Raw genomic sequence first — 16,689 nt, 5'->3', positions numbered from 1 at the left:
CGCGTGCGATCGGTGCGGCTCGCCGCGTTGTTGCTGGACGACACCGCCGCGAGCCCATCCATGCGCATCCGTTCGATCCTTCCCCGGCCTCCGCTGCGCATCGCTCCGCGCGCGCTCGCGCACGCTGTCGCCCTGGCCTTCGGCTGGGTGGCCGCCTCGGGCGCCGTCGCCGCGACGGGCGCGCCACCGGCCGGCGGCATCGTCGTCGTGCAGAACTGCGACGACGACGGTACCGGCAGCCTGCGCGAAGCGGTGCGCGACCTGGCCGTCAGCGGCGACACCATCGACCTGCGCTTCCTCTCCTGCAGCACGATCACCCTGACCAGCGGCGCGATCGCCACCGGCCTCGACGACCTCGACATCGTCGGCCCCGGCAGCCCGCTGTTCGCGGCCTACGCGCAGAGCGCCGGGCGCACGCTGTCGATCAGCGGCGGTGGCGCGTTTCCGGTGTTCGCCCACGTCGGCGCCGGCACGCTGCGCCTCAGCGGCGTCGGCGTGACCGAGGGTTACAAGTATTCGGCGACCGACCGCGCTCCCGGCGGCTGCCTCTACTCGCAGGGCAGCGTCGTGCTCGAACGCGCCACGGTCAGCGACTGCACGGCGCGCAGCGCCGGCAGCGATGCGGCCGAAGGCGGCGGCCTGTTCGTCGCCGGCGATCTCGTGCTGGTCGACAGCGTGATCTCCGGCAACACGGCCATCGCCGACCAGTCCGTCGCGTTCGGCGGCGGCGCCTCGGTCGGCGGCGCGCTGCGCTCGAAGTACAGCGTCTTCGCCGGCAATGAGGCGAGCGGATCGGACGGCGGCGGCCGCGGCTCGTTCGGCGCGGCGGTGGTGCGCGGCGACGCCTTCGTCGCCGGTTCCGGCATCGTCCTCAACACCGCCGACGATGTCGGCGGACTGGCCCTGCTCGGCAGCGGCGCGACCACGCCGCTGGTCGTGCGCAACACCACGATCTTCCTCAACCAGTCGGGCAGGCTGTCCGCCACGGCCGGGCTGCTCGCCGGCGCCGAACTGGCATTGTCCAACAGCACGATCGCCGGCAACTTCCTCGCCGTCGATCCCGCGCCGATTCCCGGTGCCGCCGCCGGCCTGAGCCTCGCCGGCCAGGCGCGGATCGACAGCTCGATCGTCTCGCGCAACGCCGTCACGCCCGCCGCGCAGGCGCCGGTCCTGTCCGACCTCGGCGGAACCCAGACGACGGTCGTCGGCAGCCACAACCTGATCGGCACCTCCAGCGTGCCGCTGCCGCCGGACACCTTGCGCGGCGACCCCAGGCTCGTTCCCATGCTCTCTCCGGTACGCACGCACCACGGACTGGCCTTCCTGCTGCCGTTCGCCGACGCCGACAGCCCGGCCATCGATGCCGGCGCCAATCCGTTCGCGCTCGCCACCGACCAGCGCGGCGCACCGTACCGCCGCATCGAAGGCGCCGCGCCGGACATCGGCGCCTACGAAGCCGATCCTGACCGCATCTTCCAGGACGGCTTCGACTGAGCGCACGGTGCGTTTCGTCCGCGCGGCCGCGTTGACATCGGCGACCCACGTCACCGCGAGGCCGCCATGAACCTGTTCCGTGCACGATCCCTGCTCGCCTTGTGCGGCCTCGCCGCCGCGCCGTTCGCCGCCGCCGACGACTACTGCGTGCACGATTCGGCCGCGCTCAAGCAGGCGATCGACCGCGCCACCCTGGACTGGACCGGCGACAGCACGATCCGCCTGCGCCAGGGCACCTACGTCACCACCGACGTGATCGGCGAAAACCCGAACAATCCGATCAACAACGACCTCACCATCCTCGGCGGCTACAGCGACCCGAACTGCGCGGAAGCGGGCCGTTCGCTCGATCCCTCGCTGACCATCCTGCAGGCCGGCGCCGGCGCCAACGTGGCCGGGTTCTACTTCCAGATCGACGGCAACCTGCTGCTGAAATCGCTGACCTTCCGCGGCTACGGCAAGGGGATCACGATCCAATCACCCGACCCGACCTTCGGCGCCGACGACCAATGGACGCTGGACCGCGTGCGCATCGAGAACTCCGGCGGCACGCTCAATGCCGGCAGCGGATGGGTGGACAGGGCGCTGGACGTCTGGACCGCCGGCGATGCCGACGTGACGCTGCAACAGGTCGTGATCGCGAACAACCGGGACGGCAGCGGCGAATGCGCCGCCTACATCTCGTCGTACGACGACGATGCGGTGGTGATCAAGCAGAGCACGATCGCCTCCAACGACGGCACCGCACTGTGCATCAACGGCGATGCCCAGGCCCCGCTCGACCTCGACAACAACATCTTCTGGGGCAACGAATGGGGCCTGGAGGTGACGAACACGGCCGCGGCCAACGTCGGCGTGCGCCACAACACCTTCGACGGCGCGGTGTTCAATGTGGAACCGGTGGTCTACGTCGGCAACGACTTCCTCGATCCGCAGTTCCTCGACGCACCCGGCCGCGACTATCGCCTGTTCACCACCTCGCCGGCGGTGGACAGCGGCTTCAACCCACCGACCGGCGGCCTGCCCGGCAGCGACATCACCGGCGGCCCGCGTGTGATCGGCGCGAACGTCGACCGCGGCGCGTGGGAAACCGACGTCTCCAGTGCGAGCGTGCTGCTGGTCACCACCGCCGCGGCGTCCGGCGCCGGCTCGCTGGCCGCGGCCGTCCAGCAGTCCAACGACCTGTCCGGCACGCAGGTGATCCGCTTCAACATTCCCGGCGGCTGCCCGCGCCTCATCACCCAGGTGTCGGGCCAGCCGCTGCCGGAGATCACCGACAGCGTGCGCATCGAAGGCTACAGCCAGCCCGGCAGCGTTCGCGGCGCACCGCCGGAGCGCACGCTCTGCGTCGGCGTGACCGGCAACGGCCAGCTGTCCAAGCTGCTGGCGATCGCGCTCGGCTCGCCGGCCAGCCTGGACGTGTCCGGCCTCGGCTTCGGTGGCACGGCGCTGGTCAGCGGCGCGGCGGCGGTGACCCTGCTCAGCGGCAGCGGCCACGTCGTCACCGGCAACCAGTTCGGCGACGCGATCGGCCCCGTCGCGAACCGGGTGTCCCTGGGCATCCTGCAGAGCGGCGTGCTCGCGGGCTTCGCCGCCAGCGACAGCACGATCGGCGGCTTCGAGCCGGAACAGGGCAACGTCTTCAACCAGTCGACCGGCGCCGCGATCGACATCGGCGCCGCCAGCGCGGAGCCGGCGAATTTCCGCGTCTACGGCAACTACGTCGGCGTCAGGTCGAGCGGCATCGGCGCGCTCGGCAACGGCATCGGCCTCGTCATCAACAATGCGCGCGGCAACTGGATCTGGAACAACTGGATCAGCGGCAACGCCAACGACGGCTTGGTCCTGAAGGGCAACGCGGACCGCAACCTCGTCCTGGGCAACCAGATCGGCCGCTGCCCGCGCTGCCTCACGCCGCCGAACGGTTCGGAGATCCTCGCCGGCAACGCCCTGCACGGCGTGCTGGTGCAGGCCGGCGCGGACGACAACGTCTTCAACGGCAACCGCATCGCGGGCAACGGCTACGGCTACGTCGAGGAAACCGCCGCCAACCGCAATGCGCTGGTCTACAACCTCATCTACCGCAACGACGGCCTCGGCATCGACATCGGCCGCGACGGCGTGACGCCGAACGACAACGGCGGCACGAACCCCGACGGCGTGCAGAACTTCCCGCTGCTGGCGCGCGCCGGCGGCGGCTTCGACAGCGGCAGCGTCAGCGGCGCGCTGACGGCGGCGGCCGAGCGCACCTACGCGATCGAGATCTACGCCTCCGACGCCTGCGATGCGACCGGCAACGGCGAAGGCCAGCGGCTGGTCGGCCGCGGCAGCGCGACCACGCCGGTCTCGCCGCTTCCGGGCATCTACAGCAGCGCAGCGTTCGACATCCCGATCAGCGCCGGCAGCCTGGACGGCAAGGCGATCACCGCGATCGCGCGCGCGGAGAACGGCAGCACCTCGGAGTTCTCGCCCTGTCGCACCTATTCTTACAGCGACGTGATCTTCACCGACGGCTTCGAAGTTGCGCTGCCGTGAACATCGGCGTCGACCATCGCAGTGCCGCTTCGGGGCCGCGGCTATACTCGCCGCGAAACCCGGGCCGTGAAGCGGATGGACAGTGCCAACACGCAGGATCTGCTCGATCGCGCGCGCGACGGCGACACCCGGGCACGCGATGCCCTGCTGCGCCGCTACCAGGGCGCGCTGACGCGCTGGGCGCACGGCCGCCTGCCCAGCCACGCGCGCGACCTGTCGGAAACCTCCGACCTCGTGCAGCTGACCCTGCTGCGCGCGGTCTCGCACCTGGAGGATTTCGATCCGCGTCATCCCGGCGCGTTCACCAGCTGGCTGCGCCGCATCTTCCAGAATCTCGTGCTCGACGAGCTGCGCCGCTCGAAGGCGCGCGGCGGCCAGGCGCCGCGACTGGAGCTGGACGCGGGCGTGCCGGCGGAGATCGTCGACGCGGTCGGTGCGGACAGCCTGGCGAACTACCACAGCGCGCTGGAGACGCTGCCGCAGGACCTGCGCGAGGCGGTCGTGCTCAGCGTCGAGTTCGGCCTCAGCCACGAGGAACTGGCCGAGGCGATCGGAGCGCCCAGCGCGAACGCCGCGCGCATGCGCGTATCGCGCGCGCTGGCGCAGCTGGCCGGCGTGCTCGGCGATGAATGACGAGGAACTGCGCCGCTTCGTCGAACGCCTGGCCGACCGCGAGGCGCTGGACTGGAACACCGCCGAGCGCCGCCTCGGCGCGAGCCAGCTGCGCGGACTGCGCCGCGTCGAATCCATCGTCTCGGCCTACCGCCGCTTCGACGACCACGATCCGACGCACCGCTTCCAGCGCCTGCTGCTGCACGAACGCATCGGCGGCGGCTTCGGCGGCGAAGTCTGGCGCGCGCACGACCCGCTGCTCGAACGCGACGTCGCGCTGAAGCTGCGCGGCACCGGCGCGCCCGACCTTCAGCGCGAGGCGCGCCTGCTGGAGGAGGCGCGCGCGCTCGCGCGGATCGACCACGTCAACGTGCTGCGCGTGCTCGGCGCCGACGTCGCCGGCGGCCGGCTGGGCGTGTGGAGCGAGTACATCGACGGCGAGGATCTGGAAACCCGCATGCACCGCGACGGCCGGATCGGCGCCGAGGAAGCGCGCAGCCTGGGCGCCGCGCTGTGCGGCGCCCTCGCCGCCGTGCACGCCGCCGGCTTCCTGCACGGCGACGTGAAGCCCTCCAACGTGATGCGCACGCGCGACGGCCGCCACGTGCTGTGCGATCTCGGCTCGGCCGTGCCGCTGCGCGGCGGAGAAACGCGCGCGCTCGCCTCCGGCAGTCCGCTCTATCTCGCACCGGAGGTGCTCGCCGGCGGCCGGCCCGGCGTGGCCAGCGATCTCTACGCGCTCGGCGCCACTCTGTTCCACCTGCTCGGCGGCCGCGCGCCGGTCGAGGGCGAGGACCTCGAGCAGCTCGCCGCGGCGCACCGGATCGGCAAGCGCCACCGCCTGCGCGAGCTGCGTCCGGACCTGCCCGGCGAACTCGTCGCCGCCGTCGAGCGCGCGGTCGATCCCGATCCGGCGCGACGCTTCGCCGGCGCCGGCGCGTTCGAGGCGGCGCTGGCCTCACGACCGGCGAAATGGCGCCCATTCGCATTCGCGGCGATGGCGGCGGCGGCGCTCGTGCTGGTCGGCTTGGCCCTGCACGCGCCCGCGCCGGGCGTGCTCGCCAGCGAAGTGCGCTGGTCGCGCGGCGACGCCACGCCGCTGTACGACGGTGCCGGCGTGCGCCGGGGCGATACGCTGTACCTGGACTTGCGCTGCACGCGTGCGTGCTGGGCCTATGTCTTCGCCGAAGACGGCACGCGCGAAGTGTCCACGCTGTTTCCGCTGCCCACGACGCGTGCGAATCCGCAAACCGCCGGCACGGCGCAGCGCCTGCCCGGCCGTATCGAAGGCAGCGACCGTCACTGGCGCATCGGCCCGGCCAGCGGCAGCGAAGAACGCGTGCTGCTGGTCGTCGCCGACGCTGCCGTGTCCGCACTCGAGACGACGGACGCGAACCCGCTCGCCCTCGCCGAAGGCGAGCGCTATCGCGGCGTGGATGCCGTCGTCGCGGCGCCGCCGCCGGCCCTTGCCGCCGGCCTGGACGCGCTGGCGGCACGGCTGCACGAACAGCAGGCCGCCGTCGAGATGCACTGGCTGCGCCTGCGTCGCACCGACCTCACCGCGGCGGACGGCGTGCAATCGCGCTAGGATGCGTCGTCGGCAACGCGAGGCATTGCGGGCGTTGCGCGCCTTCCGGGGAGGGCTGATGAACGCATGGGCTCGAGGCGTCCTGCTCGGCGCAGCCTTCGGCGTCGCCGCCGACGCGCATGCGGCGCCCGTCGCGTCACCGGGGCCGATCGAGCAGGCGCTGCGAACCGAGGACTACGCACGGGCCGAGAAGCTCGCGCGCGCGCAGCTTGCCGACGCCGAGCGCCGTCACGGCAGGGACTCCGCTCAGGCGCTGCGCGCGATCGACGCGCTGGTCGAGGTGTCACTCGACGGCGACTGGATCGAGACCGCCGACCTGGCCTCTTCGATCGATCGCGAAATCGACCTGGCCGCCGCGCTGAACGGGAAGGAATCGCGCGAGTACGCGCGCGCCCTGTCGCGCAAGGCCAACCTGCTGCGTTCCCGGTCCGAGACGTCCGCCTCCGTCCCGATCGTGACGCAAGCCGCCGCCATCGCCGCGCGCGTGCTGCCGGCGGACGACCTCGACCGCGCCGAGATCGAGTTGATCGCCGGCAGCAATCTCTATTTCCTGCAGAACCAGCCTGCGCAAGGCGAAGCCCTGGTCGCGGCGGCGGTGCAGCGGCTCAGGCAGCCGCCGATCGCGCGTCCGCGCGCGCTCGCCAGGGCCTTGCGCCACGTGGTGAGAATCCATCTCAACAGCCAGCGCCCCGAGGACACGCTTCGCGCCGCGCGCGAATACGAAGCCTACACGCGCGAGAATTTCGGCGCCGCCAGCGCGCGCCACGGCGAAGCGATGAACTGGCTGGGGTTCAGTCTGAGCGAATCGGGACAGTACGCGCTCGGCCTGGAAACGCTGCGGGAAAGCGTCACCCTGCTGGGCAAGACCCGCCCGTACCGGCAGTCGCTGCACGTCGAGGCGCTGAACAACCTCGCACAGCGCCTGGGCATGCTCGGCGACTTCTCGCACTCCAAAACGGAGTACCTGCGCGCATTGGCGATCGAGGAGCGCAAACCGACCGGCAACGGCGCCTCGTACGGCCTGCTGCTGAACGGCCTCGCCGTCCTGCACGGGCGCCAGGGAGATTGGCGAACGGCCGCCACCTATCTCGAGCGCGCATTGCCGGTCTACGTGCGCGTGTTCGGCCCCGACAGCCGCTCGGTCCGGCTGATTCAGGACAACATGGCCTCGGCCTTGCTGACCACCGGCCGCATCGACGAGGCCGCGTCGATCCTGGAGGACCGCGTCGCCACCTACGAGCGCGATCCCGCCGCCATCTCGGGCAAGCGCCCGCTGCAGTCCTACACCAATCTCGCGATCGCCCGGCTGTGGCAACGCCGCTACGTCGAGGCCGAGGCCTTGTACCGGCGCTTTCTGCTGCTGCTGGGCGACGGCTACGACTTCCAGCGAATCAACCAGCGCGACGCCGCAGGACTCGCCGCTGCGCTGTGGGGCCAAGGCCGTCTCGAGGAAGCGCTGGCGCAGATTCGAACGACCCGCCGGTCGGCCGCCCGCGTGCGCAACACCGCGCTCGACCAGCTCAGCGAACGTCAGATGCTGGCCTTCGATCGCGGCGACGATTCCGATCTGGCCGTGGCCATCGCCGCGGCGAGCGGCAATCCGGCCCTGGTCGAACAAGCCTGGCAAGCCGTTCTGGAAACCAGCGGATTCGTCACCCAGGCCATGGCCAAGCGCATCGCACTGGCGTCGATGCAGCGCACGCACGCCGACCTCTGGCAGGAGTGGCGCGATACCAGCGCGGCGCTGTCGAGCGCACGCGTCGGCGCGACCAAGACGCCTTCCGCCGAGGCGATCGCCGCCGTCGACCGGGCGCAGGACGCACTCGATCGCGTCGAACGCCGACTGGCCGGGGTGGACATCGCCGAAAGCCGCAGCCTGCTCGCCGAACAGGGCGATTTCGCCGCCGCCGTCGCCGATCTGCCGGACGATGCGGCCCTGGTCCGCTACCTGGAAGTGCCCGACTTCGCGCCGGACCACTATCAGCGCAACCCGGCTGCGGGGAACGGCCATCTGTACGCCCTCGTGCGCGGCCGCGCGGAACCGGCGCGCGCCGTCGATCTCGGCTCGATGCCGCAGATCAAGGCCGAGATCGACGCGTGGTACGCCATCGCCTCGAACCCTCGCGCGGCGTCGAGCGAGGCCGCCGCGGCCAAGGCGCTGCGCCGGCGCCTGCTCGATCCGCTGGCATTGAGCGAAAAACGGCAGCGCCTCTTCGTGATTCCGTCGGCTGCACTGAGCCGCATCAACTTCGCCGCCCTGTCGAACGAGGACGGCCGCTACCTGGTCGAAACCGGGCCGAGCTTTCACCTGCTCAATCATGAGCGCGAGCTGCTGCTGCCGCGCCCGCAGGCTCGCACGAACGGCCTGCTGCTGGCAGGCGCTGCCACAGGTTCGATCTCGACGGGCGTTCTCGGCCCGCAGATGCGCAAAGCCTGCCCGGGCCTCGGCCCGGGCTCCCTCGGTGCCCTGCCCGGCGCCGCCAGCGAACTCGCCGCACTGCAGGAGCTGGCGCAGGACCGCGCCGGAAAGATCACCGTGGTCAGCGGCGCCGGTGCGACCGAATCGGCCGTGCGCGCGGCGATGCCGGGCAACTCGATCATCCACCTCGCCACGCACGCCTTCGCATTCGGCGACCACTGCGCCGACGCCGACGCGCTGCGCAGCATCTCCCTCGACCTGCCGCAGGCCGATGGCAAACCCGCCGACCTCGCCGACCTGCCGAATCTGTCCGCGCTGGCGTTTCTGCCGGACACGCGCGGCGCCGTCGCCGACGACGGCCTGCTGACCAGCGAGGAAGTGACGACGCTGGACCTCTCCGGCGTGGACTGGGTCGTGTTGTCCGCCTGCGAGACCGCGCTCGGCAAGGCGCAGGGGGGCGAAGGCGTGTTCGGCCTGCGGCGCGCGTTCCGCCTCGCCGGCGCGCGCACGGTCGTGATGAGCCTGTGGAAGGTCGAGGACACGGCGACCGCGCAGTTCATGCGCGAGCTGTACCGCGCACGCCTGGTCGAGCGGCTCGACACGCCGGCCGCGATGCAGGCGGCGATGCGCTCGACGCTGGAAGCGCGCCGCCGCCGCGGCGAGTCCCCGCATCCGCTGTACTGGGCCGGCTTCGTCGCCGCCGGCGCCTGGCGCTAGGGGATTGGCATCAAACCTGCAGGAGAAAAAATACAAGAATCCACCGACTCAAGGCGATCCGATGAAGGTCTCGACGAACGAACTGCTGCTCGCGCTGCGCGCCCCCGGTGCCGGCTGGCTGGCCGCGCTGATCTGCGCTCTCGACGAAGCGCTGCAGGATCCGGATTTCGGCGAACCGCAGCGCAATCTGGTGCGCGGCCTGCTCGATCAGGGTTCGGTGCCGCTGGCGGTCACGGACGCGGCCAACGAACGCCTGGCGCAGTTCGAGAAGACCGTCGAGGAACTGCATTCGCTACTGGTCGCCCCGGCGCTGGAATGCGTCGCTCCGGTACCTTCGCGTCCAAAATTGACACTTTGCGGCGGCGCGGCCTGAACCGCCGTCACTTGCGCCGCATTGACAGCGCGACGCGGGCTCGGCGAACGTAGCCGGGTGAGGATCGTCCCCCCGCGTCTGCCCACCCTGTTCGCCGTCGCCCTGCTGCTCGCCGCCTGCGGCAGCGCGCCGCGGCGCGCGGAACCTCCGCTGATCGCCGGCACGCCGCGCGCGGACGCCGCCAACGCCGTGCTGTTCCGCGCCATCGCCCTGGTCGGCACCCCGTACCGCTACGGCGGCAACACGCCCGAAGGCGGCTTCGACTGCAGCGGGCTGGTCGGCTACGTGTTCCGCGACGCGGCCGGCGTCGGCCTGCCGCGCACCTCGGCGCAGATGAGCGAGGTGGGCAGTCGCAAGCTCGCCGTCGACGCCCTGCAGGCCGGAGACCTGGTGTTCTTCGCCGCCGGCCGCAAGGTCAGCCACGTCGGCATCTACGTCGGCGAACGGCGCTTCGTGCACGCGCCCAACAGCGGCGGCACGGTGCGGCTGGACAGCCTCGACGGCGCCTGGTGGCGCGACAATTTCGTCTACGGCAAACGCCCACTGGAGCGCTGAAGCAGCGGAAGAGCGAGCGCAGGCTCGCCCTTCCGGGTGTCGCGGGGGCTCAGTGCTCGTGGCCGCCGTCGCCGTGCACGTGGCGGTGTGCGATCTCTTCCGGCGAGGCGTCGCGGATCTGGGTGATCTCCACGTCGAAGGAAAGCGTCTTGCCGGCCAGCGGATGGTTCAGGTCGACGTCGATGACGCTCGAGCCGACCTTCAGCACCACCACCATGCGCGGACCGTTTTCCTTGGTCTGCAGCACCGTGCTCATGCCGGGAACGAGCTTCTCCGGGCCCTGGAAATACTTCTTCGGCACGCGCTGCACGAAGTCCGCGCGGCGCTCGCCGTAGGCCTCGGCCGGCGCGACCTCGACCTGGAAGCGCTCGCCGGCTTCGCGGCCGAGCATGGCCGCCTCCAGACCCGGAATGATGTTCTGCGCGCCGATCAGCACGGCCAGCGGTTCGCCGCGCTCGCGCGAGGAATCCACCGGCTCGCCGCCGCCGTCGCTGACGCTGTAATGGAAGGAGACGACCTTGTTCGCTTCGACTTTCACCACGGGGCTCCGCAAAATAAAAAGCAGGCGAGCTTAGCAGGCCGCGCGCGCTCCGTCATGCCCGTGCGGCTTTTCCCGGGTCCGGCGGAGGGCTTGGGCTATGCTCGCACCGGCGGCATCCGCCGCCTCCCCTCGCAGCACGGCCGATGCAGGAACCGGACAACCGAACCATCGCGCGGCGGATCGCCGGGCGCTTCCGCCGTCCCTGGCACCGCGACTACGTGCGCAACAAGCTGCGTTTCGATCCGGTCTACGCGGCGACGGCGGCCGTCGTGGCGGCCGGCGACACGCCCCTGCTCGACGTCGGCTGCGGCCTCGGCCTGCTCGGCTTCTACCTGCGCGAGCGCGGCTTCCGCGCGGCGTACCGCGGCCTGGATTTCGATGCGAAGAAGATCGCCGTCGCGCGCGAGGTGGCGGCGCGCTGCCAGGTGCAGCTGGCGTTCGACGACGCCGACGCCGGCGCGCTGCCGCCGTTCGCCGGGCACGTGGCCGTGCTCGACGTGCTGCACTACCTGCCCGCCGCCGCGCAGCAGCACCTGCTGCGCGAGGCCGCCGCGCGCGTCGCGCCGGGCGCCGCGCTGATCCTGCGCAACGTGCTGCGCGAGCGGAGCTGGCGATTCCGCGCGACGGTGCTGGAGGAATACCTGCTCTACGCCACGCGCTGGATGCGCAGCCCGGCGGTGCACTACCCCGAGCGCGAGGAAATCGAGCGGCCGCTGCACGAAGCCGGCCTCGTCATCGACCTGCGCCCGCTGTGGGGCAGCACGCCGTTCAACAGCTTCCTGGCGGTCGCGCGCCGTCCAGTGCCGGGCGAGGCCTAGCGCGGCGAGGCCGAGGCGGCCTCGGCGCGCCTGCGCGCGCGGCTCATGCGCGCCTGCAATGCCGCGCGGCGCAGCGCCAGCTCGCGCGCGATGCGCTGCCGCTCCGCCGCGTCGGCCGCACCGTTGCCCAGTTCCGCGCGATAGGCGCAGAACTGCGCATACGCCTTGCGCACGTGGCGCAGCCGGCGCAGCAGCAGCTCGAGCATGATCGCGTCGTCGAGCAGGCCGATGACCTCGATGTCGTCCGGAATCAGGTCGTCCGGATCGCTGAAGTAGACCAGCGTCGCGATCACATCCGAGCGGTCCGGATCGGGCAAGGCCCAGGCCTCGTCCTCGAGCATGCCGATCAGCCGCTGCACTTCGGCCAGCCGCTTGCGCACGTAGGCCGGCGCCGTGCCGACGCTGAGGTTGTCGAGCGCGTATTTCGCCGCGTCGACGACGTCGACCTCGTCCGCGCAGCGCGAGGTGCGCCGCGCGCGCGCGAGCGCCGCGTGGAAGCGCTCGATGTCCGCCGGTTCGAGTTCGAAGGTGATGCGCATCAGCGACGCTCGTCCGTCGTCGCGGCACGGTGGCACCGGGGCGCCGTCCGTGCACTGGCGAAATGTCCAATGGTTCTCATTGCCGCCGGAAGAGTAGCGCCTGCGAAAGTGCCGCGGAAAGCCCGCGATGCCGCGGGCAGCGCGCTCCAGCATACCGAAGACGGCCCGCCGGCGCCGGCCGCCGGTACGCGACGCGTGCGACAACCGGTCCCTGTGCACCGGCTCGCGACACGCCTCTAATCGCCGGCTCGACCGAACGGGGGTTCGACATGAAGCACACGACGCGCAGCCTGCCGGCTGCGTCCGCCTGCGTCGCGCTGCTCGTCGCGGCGAATGCCGCGATCCCGCCGGCGCGTGCCGGCACCGAAGCCGCGGGTGAAGCGGCGACCGCCGAGCCGCTGGACAACGTCGAGCGGCTCGAACCGGTGGTCGTCACCGGCACGCCCGAAGACGCACCGCTCACCGTGGTCGTCGATCCGAAGGCGCCGCGCCAGCCGGTGCCGGCCAGCGACGGCGCCGACCTGCTGAAATCGATCCCCGGTTTTTCCACCATCCGCAAGGGCGGCAGCAACGGCGACCCGGTCCTGCGCGGCATGGCGGGTTCGCGCCTCAACATCCTCGTCGACGGCGGCGCCTTCGCCGGCGGCTGCCCGTCGCGCATGGATCCGCCGACCGCCTACATCGCGCCGGAGCTGTTCGATCGCGTGACGGTGATCAAGGGACCGCAGACCGTGATCCACGGCCCGGGCAATTCCGCCGGCACCGTGCTGTTCGAGCGCGAGCACGCGCGTCGCGCGGACAGCGGCTGGTCGCTCGACGGCAGCCTGATCGGCGGCTCGCACGGACGCGCCGACGAGACGCTCGACGTCTCGGCCGGAACGCCGGACGGCTACGCCACGCTGTCGGCGAACCACGTGCGCTCGGGCGACTACGAAGACGGCAACGGCGACCGCGTGCACTCGTCCTACGAACGCTGGAACACCGACGTTTCGCTCGGCTGGACACCCGACGACGACACGCGCCTCGCGCTCGGTGCCGGCCGGGGCGACGGCCACGCCGCGTACGCCTTCAGCTCGATGGATGGCGCGCGGTTCCTGCGCGAAAGCCTCGGCCTCGAGTTCGAGAAGCGGAACCTCGGCGAGGTCTTCACGCGCCTGCAAGCGAAGGCGTACCACCACTACGCCGACCACGTGATGGACAACTACACGCTGCGCGATCCCGATCCGGCCTCGATGATGCCGATGCCGATGGCCAGCGACGTCGATCGCCGCACGACCGGAGGACGCGTCGCCGGCACGTTCGAGTGGCGCGACTTGCGGCTGGTCGCCGGCGTGGATGTCTCGCAGAACGTGCACAGCGTCCGCAACGGCGGACCGCCGGGCAGCGCGATGGGCGACTACCGCCGCGTGCCGCGCGTCCGCGATGCGCGCATGTCGACGGCGGGAGCCTTCGCCGAAGCCGTGTCGAAGATCGACGATCGTCAGCGCATCGTTTCCGGCCTGCGGCTGGATCGTGCGCACGCGCGCGGCTATGCGCTCGCCGCGGGCGACGGAGCGGGCGGCATGGGCATGGACGAGCCGCGGCCGAGCGTGGCAGCCAGCCGCGGCGAAACGCTGCCCTCGGGTTTCGTGCGCTGGGAACGGGACCTGACCTCGTCGCCGACCACGCTGTACGCCGGCGTTGGGCACGTCGCACGCTTTCCCGACTACTGGGAGCTGTTCGGACAGCACGTCGACGCGTCGGTGTCTTCGTTCGTGCGCCTGGATGCCGAGCGCACGACCCAGCTCGACGTCGGTGCGCGCTACGGCGACGGGCGCCTCAAGGCCTGGGTTTCCGGCTATGTCGGACACGTGTCGGACTTCATCCTGCTGCACTATCCGGCGGACCCGATGGGAAGGGCCTACGCGTCCAGCGTCGCGGCGACGATCGCCGGCGGCGAAGCGGGCCTGCAGTACGCGCCGGGCGGGAACTGGAAACTCGATGCCTCCCTCGCCTGCGCCTGGGGACGCAACGACACCGGACACCGGCCGCTGCCGCAGCTGCCGCCGCTCGAAGCGCGCCTGGGCCTGACCTACGACGCCGGCGCGTGGTCCGTCGGCGCGCTCTGGCGCGCAGCGACCGCACAGCACCGCGTCGCCGTCGGCGAAGGCAACATCGTCGGACAGGACCTCGGCCCGAGCGGGGGTTTCGGCGTGCTCTCGCTCAACGGCGGCTATCGCCTGAGCGGCAACCTCGTGCTGACCGCCGGCATCGACAACGTGCTCGACAAGACCTACGCCGAACACGTGAACGCCGCGAACCAGGACCTGGCCGGATACGTGGAGACCACGCGCGTCAACGAGCCCGGACGCACGGTCTGGCTGAAGGCGAACTTCCGCTTCTGAGCGCCGCTGCGGCCGGGGCTCATCGCCGCTTGAGCACGGTGAACTTGCCGTCGGGCTCGAGATACATCCGGCGCACGCGGGCGAGCCCGTCCAGCCCCTCGCTGCGCAGCGCCGACTCGACCTCGTCCGGCGTGATGTGCTCCTTTCGCAGGTTGCGATGCACGAGCCGTCCGTCCTTGGCGAGCAGCAGCGCCGGCGGATCCGTCAGGCGCGACACGAACGGGACGTGATAGGCGAGGAAATCGAGCGCGTAGTTCCAGGCGGCGAGCACCGCGATCAGGAATGCGCTGTCCAGCAGGGTATGGCCCTCGCCGATCATTCCGTTCTGCGCGGCGTCACCCAGAAGCACCACGAACAGCAGGTCGGGAACGCCGGCCGTGCCGAAATCCCGCCTCAGCACGAAGCGGAAGATGCACAGCAGGAACCAGTACATCGCGGTTCCGCGCACCAGCAGTTCCAGCGGCGACAGCGAGAATCGGAGCAGTTCGTCCACGCAGGACCTCCTTCGGCGTCACGCCCCGATCCAGGACAGCGCCGCGCGCGCCGCCACCACGCGAACCGGACGATCGGTCCGCAGGATGTGAAGCGCGCGACGGGTCCGCGCCAGGGTCTGCGAGGCGACCGCATCACGCACGACGGCGACCTCGTACTCGAGCAGGTGCGCATCCAGCGCGGTGGCGAGGATGCACGAATCGGCGGCGATGCCCATCAACACGAGCCGCTTCACGCCGAGCTGGTTGAGAAGACTGCGCAATGGCGTTTCGAAAAATGCCGAATGCTTCGGCTTCAGGACGAAATAGTCGTCGGGAGACGGCAGCACCTCCCGCACGACCTGCGCGCCGGCCGCGCCCTCGCCGGCGCACAGATCCACGTTGCCGCGGAAGTCCGAGCGCCACTGACCGAAGTTGTCGTTGCAGTAGAGCACCGGCACGCCTGCGCGCCGCGCGCGGTGCAATACGCGGCGGATCGTGGGCACCACCCGTCGGGTTTCCCGCAGCAGCGCGACCGCGCCGGGAAAATCGAAAGGATGGATCAGGTCGATCGCCAGGACGGCCGCGTCGCGTTCGGTCATGCCGCGTCCTCCTCCGTACCGCTCCGCTACCGCCGGAACAACAAGATCAGCAGGACGATCAGCAGCAGCAGGCCGCCGCCGCTCGGGTAGTAGCCCCACCCTGCGCTGTAGGGCCAGGTCGGCAGGGCGCCGATGACCAGCAGCAGAAGAAGAATCAACAGAATCGCACGCATGCTCGCTCCTCGTGGATGGCGGACGCAGCGTCGCCTTCGTCGATGTGCCGGATGCTTCGTCAGCGCTTGCGGGCGCGCGTCCTGGCCGCTTTCTTCGCCGCCGCCGAACGACTCGCCGAGGTCCGCTTCGTGGTCTTCTTCGCCGCGCGCCTGGCGGGGGATTTCTTCTTCGCGCCCGCCTTTCTTGCAGGCGCCTTCTTCGCGGCCGCCTTTTTCGCGCTCGTTTTCTTCGCCGTCGACTTCTTCGCGGTCTTCTTCTTTGCGGACGATCCCTTCGCCCCGCCATCCTGCCGGTTGACCGTCGCCCAGGCGCGCTTCTGTGCCGTCTTCTTCGACACGCCGCGCTTCTCGTAGCCTTCCTCGATGTGCTCGGCCTGGCGTTTCTGCTTGCTGCTGTAGCTCGACTTGTCGCCACGTGGCATGACGTTCTCCTTCGATGAACGGATCGATGCTTCCCTATGGTGAGCGCCGGCAGTTGACTGGAAGCGAAACGGATGCGCGCCTCGTTCGAGGACGTCCGGATCGAACGGAGGCTGGATTGAGCCCGATGCACCGGGTCGTGAGCGTCACCGGTCGCGTGCTCCTGCTGGACGCTCCTTCGCGTCTTCTGCCGGTGTGCGCTGCATCGCACGACGGACTCCTGCGGGAATGGGAGGACCTCCCCGGCGTACCCCGCACGCCGGCGATTGGTAGCGCCGCGTCCCAGCCGCTACCATGCGCGGCAACCGCGTCGCGGACGACGGCCCGGATGGCGAAACTGGTAGACGCAAGAGACTTAAAATCTCTCGGCCGCAAGGCCGTCCCGGTTCGATTCCGGGTCCGGGCACCAAATGAAACCCGCCCCTGTGGCGGGTTTTTCGTGCGCGGAC

The 16,689-nt window shown here is 70.8% G+C and carries 15 protein-coding genes and 1 tRNA gene; 10 read left to right on the top strand and 6 right to left on the bottom strand.

What is annotated here, in order from left to right:
- The first annotated feature begins 60 nt into the window (after nt 1-60).
- From ACFO6Q_RS14255 to ACFO6Q_RS14225, 7 genes are all read left to right on the top strand, one after another.
- Nucleotides 61-1,494: a choice-of-anchor Q domain-containing protein gene (locus tag ACFO6Q_RS14255; protein ID WP_380021771.1), complete on the top strand. Its 1,434-nt coding sequence runs from the start codon at nt 61-63 to the stop codon at nt 1,492-1,494.
- 66 nt (nt 1,495-1,560) lie between these two features.
- Nucleotides 1,561-4,029 (top strand): choice-of-anchor Q domain-containing protein, encoded by a 2,469-nt coding sequence (locus tag ACFO6Q_RS14250; protein WP_380021770.1) that lies wholly within the window; start codon nt 1,561-1,563, stop codon nt 4,027-4,029.
- Between the two features lie 75 nt (nt 4,030-4,104).
- Nucleotides 4,105-4,662 (top strand): RNA polymerase sigma factor, encoded by a 558-nt coding sequence (locus tag ACFO6Q_RS14245; RefSeq protein WP_380021769.1) that lies wholly within the window; start codon nt 4,105-4,107, stop codon nt 4,660-4,662.
- On the top strand, nt 4,655-6,229 hold the full coding sequence (locus tag ACFO6Q_RS14240) for a serine/threonine protein kinase (protein WP_380021768.1): 1,575 nt from the start codon (nt 4,655-4,657) through the stop codon (nt 6,227-6,229). The genes ACFO6Q_RS14245 and ACFO6Q_RS14240 overlap by 8 nt, the downstream gene beginning before the upstream one ends.
- Nucleotides 6,230-6,287: 58 nt before the next feature.
- Nucleotides 6,288-9,365, top strand: a complete 3,078-nt coding sequence (locus tag ACFO6Q_RS14235; protein WP_380021767.1) for a CHAT domain-containing tetratricopeptide repeat protein — start codon at nt 6,288-6,290, stop codon at nt 9,363-9,365.
- Nucleotides 9,366-9,426: 61 nt separating this feature from the next.
- Nucleotides 9,427-9,738, top strand: coding sequence for a hypothetical protein (locus ACFO6Q_RS14230; RefSeq protein ID WP_380021766.1), 312 nt, complete (start codon nt 9,427-9,429; stop codon nt 9,736-9,738).
- 57 nt (nt 9,739-9,795) lie between these two features.
- Nucleotides 9,796-10,293 (top strand): C40 family peptidase, encoded by a 498-nt coding sequence (locus tag ACFO6Q_RS14225; protein ID WP_380021765.1) that lies wholly within the window; start codon nt 9,796-9,798, stop codon nt 10,291-10,293.
- Between the two features lie 49 nt (nt 10,294-10,342).
- Here ACFO6Q_RS14225 and ACFO6Q_RS14220 read toward each other — a convergent pair whose 3' ends face one another.
- Entirely contained in the window at nt 10,343-10,831 is a 489-nt protein-coding gene (locus ACFO6Q_RS14220) for an FKBP-type peptidyl-prolyl cis-trans isomerase (RefSeq protein ID WP_380021764.1), read from the bottom strand.
- A 146-nt stretch (nt 10,832-10,977) separates the two neighbouring features.
- Here ACFO6Q_RS14220 and ACFO6Q_RS14215 point away from each other — a divergent pair, with 146 nt between their 5' ends.
- A complete protein-coding gene (locus ACFO6Q_RS14215; RefSeq protein ID WP_380021763.1) occupies nt 10,978-11,652 on the top strand; it encodes a class I SAM-dependent methyltransferase in 675 nt (224 codons plus the stop codon).
- Here the strand turns inward: ACFO6Q_RS14215 and ACFO6Q_RS14210 are convergent.
- Nucleotides 11,649-12,191: a DUF1232 domain-containing protein gene (locus ACFO6Q_RS14210; protein ID WP_380021762.1), complete on the bottom strand. Its 543-nt coding sequence runs from the start codon at nt 12,189-12,191 to the stop codon at nt 11,649-11,651. The two genes, ACFO6Q_RS14215 and ACFO6Q_RS14210, sit on opposite strands and share 4 nt — an antisense overlap.
- Nucleotides 12,192-12,460: 269 nt before the next feature.
- On the opposite strand from ACFO6Q_RS14210, the gene ACFO6Q_RS14205 reads away from it, so the two are divergent.
- Nucleotides 12,461-14,575 carry a TonB-dependent copper receptor gene (locus ACFO6Q_RS14205; RefSeq protein WP_380021761.1) on the top strand — a complete coding sequence of 705 codons (2,115 nt, stop codon included), beginning with the start codon at nt 12,461-12,463 and terminating at the stop codon, nt 14,573-14,575.
- 19 nt (nt 14,576-14,594) lie between these two features.
- Here the strand turns inward: ACFO6Q_RS14205 and ACFO6Q_RS14200 are convergent, their stop codons facing one another.
- The 4 genes from ACFO6Q_RS14200 to ACFO6Q_RS14185 are packed head-to-tail and all read right to left on the bottom strand — an operon-like array spanning nt 14,595 to nt 16,242.
- Nucleotides 14,595-15,068, bottom strand: a complete 474-nt coding sequence (locus ACFO6Q_RS14200) for a DUF421 domain-containing protein (RefSeq protein ID WP_380021760.1) — start codon at nt 15,066-15,068, stop codon at nt 14,595-14,597.
- Nucleotides 15,069-15,086: 18 nt separating this feature from the next.
- A complete protein-coding gene (locus tag ACFO6Q_RS14195; RefSeq protein WP_380021759.1) occupies nt 15,087-15,647 on the bottom strand; it encodes a cysteine hydrolase family protein in 561 nt (186 codons plus the stop codon).
- A gap of 26 nt (nt 15,648-15,673) precedes the next feature.
- Nucleotides 15,674-15,820: a DUF3309 family protein gene (locus tag ACFO6Q_RS14190; RefSeq protein ID WP_380021758.1), complete on the bottom strand. Its 147-nt coding sequence runs from the start codon at nt 15,818-15,820 to the stop codon at nt 15,674-15,676.
- Between the two features lie 59 nt (nt 15,821-15,879).
- Nucleotides 15,880-16,242 (bottom strand): hypothetical protein, encoded by a 363-nt coding sequence (locus ACFO6Q_RS14185; protein WP_380021757.1) that lies wholly within the window; start codon nt 16,240-16,242, stop codon nt 15,880-15,882.
- A gap of 320 nt (nt 16,243-16,562) precedes the next feature.
- On the opposite strand from ACFO6Q_RS14185, the gene ACFO6Q_RS14180 reads away from it, so the two are divergent.
- Nucleotides 16,563-16,649: transfer RNA gene (locus ACFO6Q_RS14180), tRNA-Leu, on the top strand.
- Nucleotides 16,650-16,689 lie beyond the last annotated feature (40 nt).

It is taken from the genome of Dokdonella ginsengisoli (assembly GCF_042652785.1).
GTDB lineage: Bacteria > Pseudomonadota > Gammaproteobacteria > Xanthomonadales > Rhodanobacteraceae > Dokdonella_A > Dokdonella_A ginsengisoli.
Note: the sequence above shows the minus strand (reverse complement) of the source record. Positions and strands in the feature narration are given on the sequence as shown.

Bases quoted from the DNA above. Each gene is read 5' to 3' on its own strand.
- ACFO6Q_RS14255 (WP_380021771.1), top strand. From the start codon at position 61: ATGCGCATCCGTTCGATCCTTCCCCGGCCTCCGCTGCGCATCGCTCCG.
- ACFO6Q_RS14250 (WP_380021770.1), top strand. From the start codon at position 1,561: ATGAACCTGTTCCGTGCACGATCCCTGCTCGCCTTGTGCGGCCTCGCC.
- ACFO6Q_RS14245 (WP_380021769.1), top strand. From the start codon at position 4,105: ATGGACAGTGCCAACACGCAGGATCTGCTCGATCGCGCGCGCGACGGC.
- ACFO6Q_RS14240 (WP_380021768.1), top strand. From the start codon at position 4,655: ATGAATGACGAGGAACTGCGCCGCTTCGTCGAACGCCTGGCCGACCGC.
- ACFO6Q_RS14235 (WP_380021767.1), top strand. From the start codon at position 6,288: ATGAACGCATGGGCTCGAGGCGTCCTGCTCGGCGCAGCCTTCGGCGTC.
- ACFO6Q_RS14230 (WP_380021766.1), top strand. From the start codon at position 9,427: ATGAAGGTCTCGACGAACGAACTGCTGCTCGCGCTGCGCGCCCCCGGT.
- ACFO6Q_RS14215 (WP_380021763.1), top strand. From the start codon at position 10,978: ATGCAGGAACCGGACAACCGAACCATCGCGCGGCGGATCGCCGGGCGC.
- ACFO6Q_RS14210 (WP_380021762.1), bottom strand. From the start codon at position 12,191: ATGCGCATCACCTTCGAACTCGAACCGGCGGACATCGAGCGCTTCCAC.
- ACFO6Q_RS14205 (WP_380021761.1), top strand. From the start codon at position 12,461: ATGAAGCACACGACGCGCAGCCTGCCGGCTGCGTCCGCCTGCGTCGCG.
- ACFO6Q_RS14195 (WP_380021759.1), bottom strand. From the start codon at position 15,647: ATGACCGAACGCGACGCGGCCGTCCTGGCGATCGACCTGATCCATCCT.
- ACFO6Q_RS14190 (WP_380021758.1), bottom strand. From the start codon at position 15,820: ATGCGTGCGATTCTGTTGATTCTTCTTCTGCTGCTGGTCATCGGCGCC.
- ACFO6Q_RS14185 (WP_380021757.1), bottom strand. From the start codon at position 16,242: ATGCCACGTGGCGACAAGTCGAGCTACAGCAGCAAGCAGAAACGCCAG.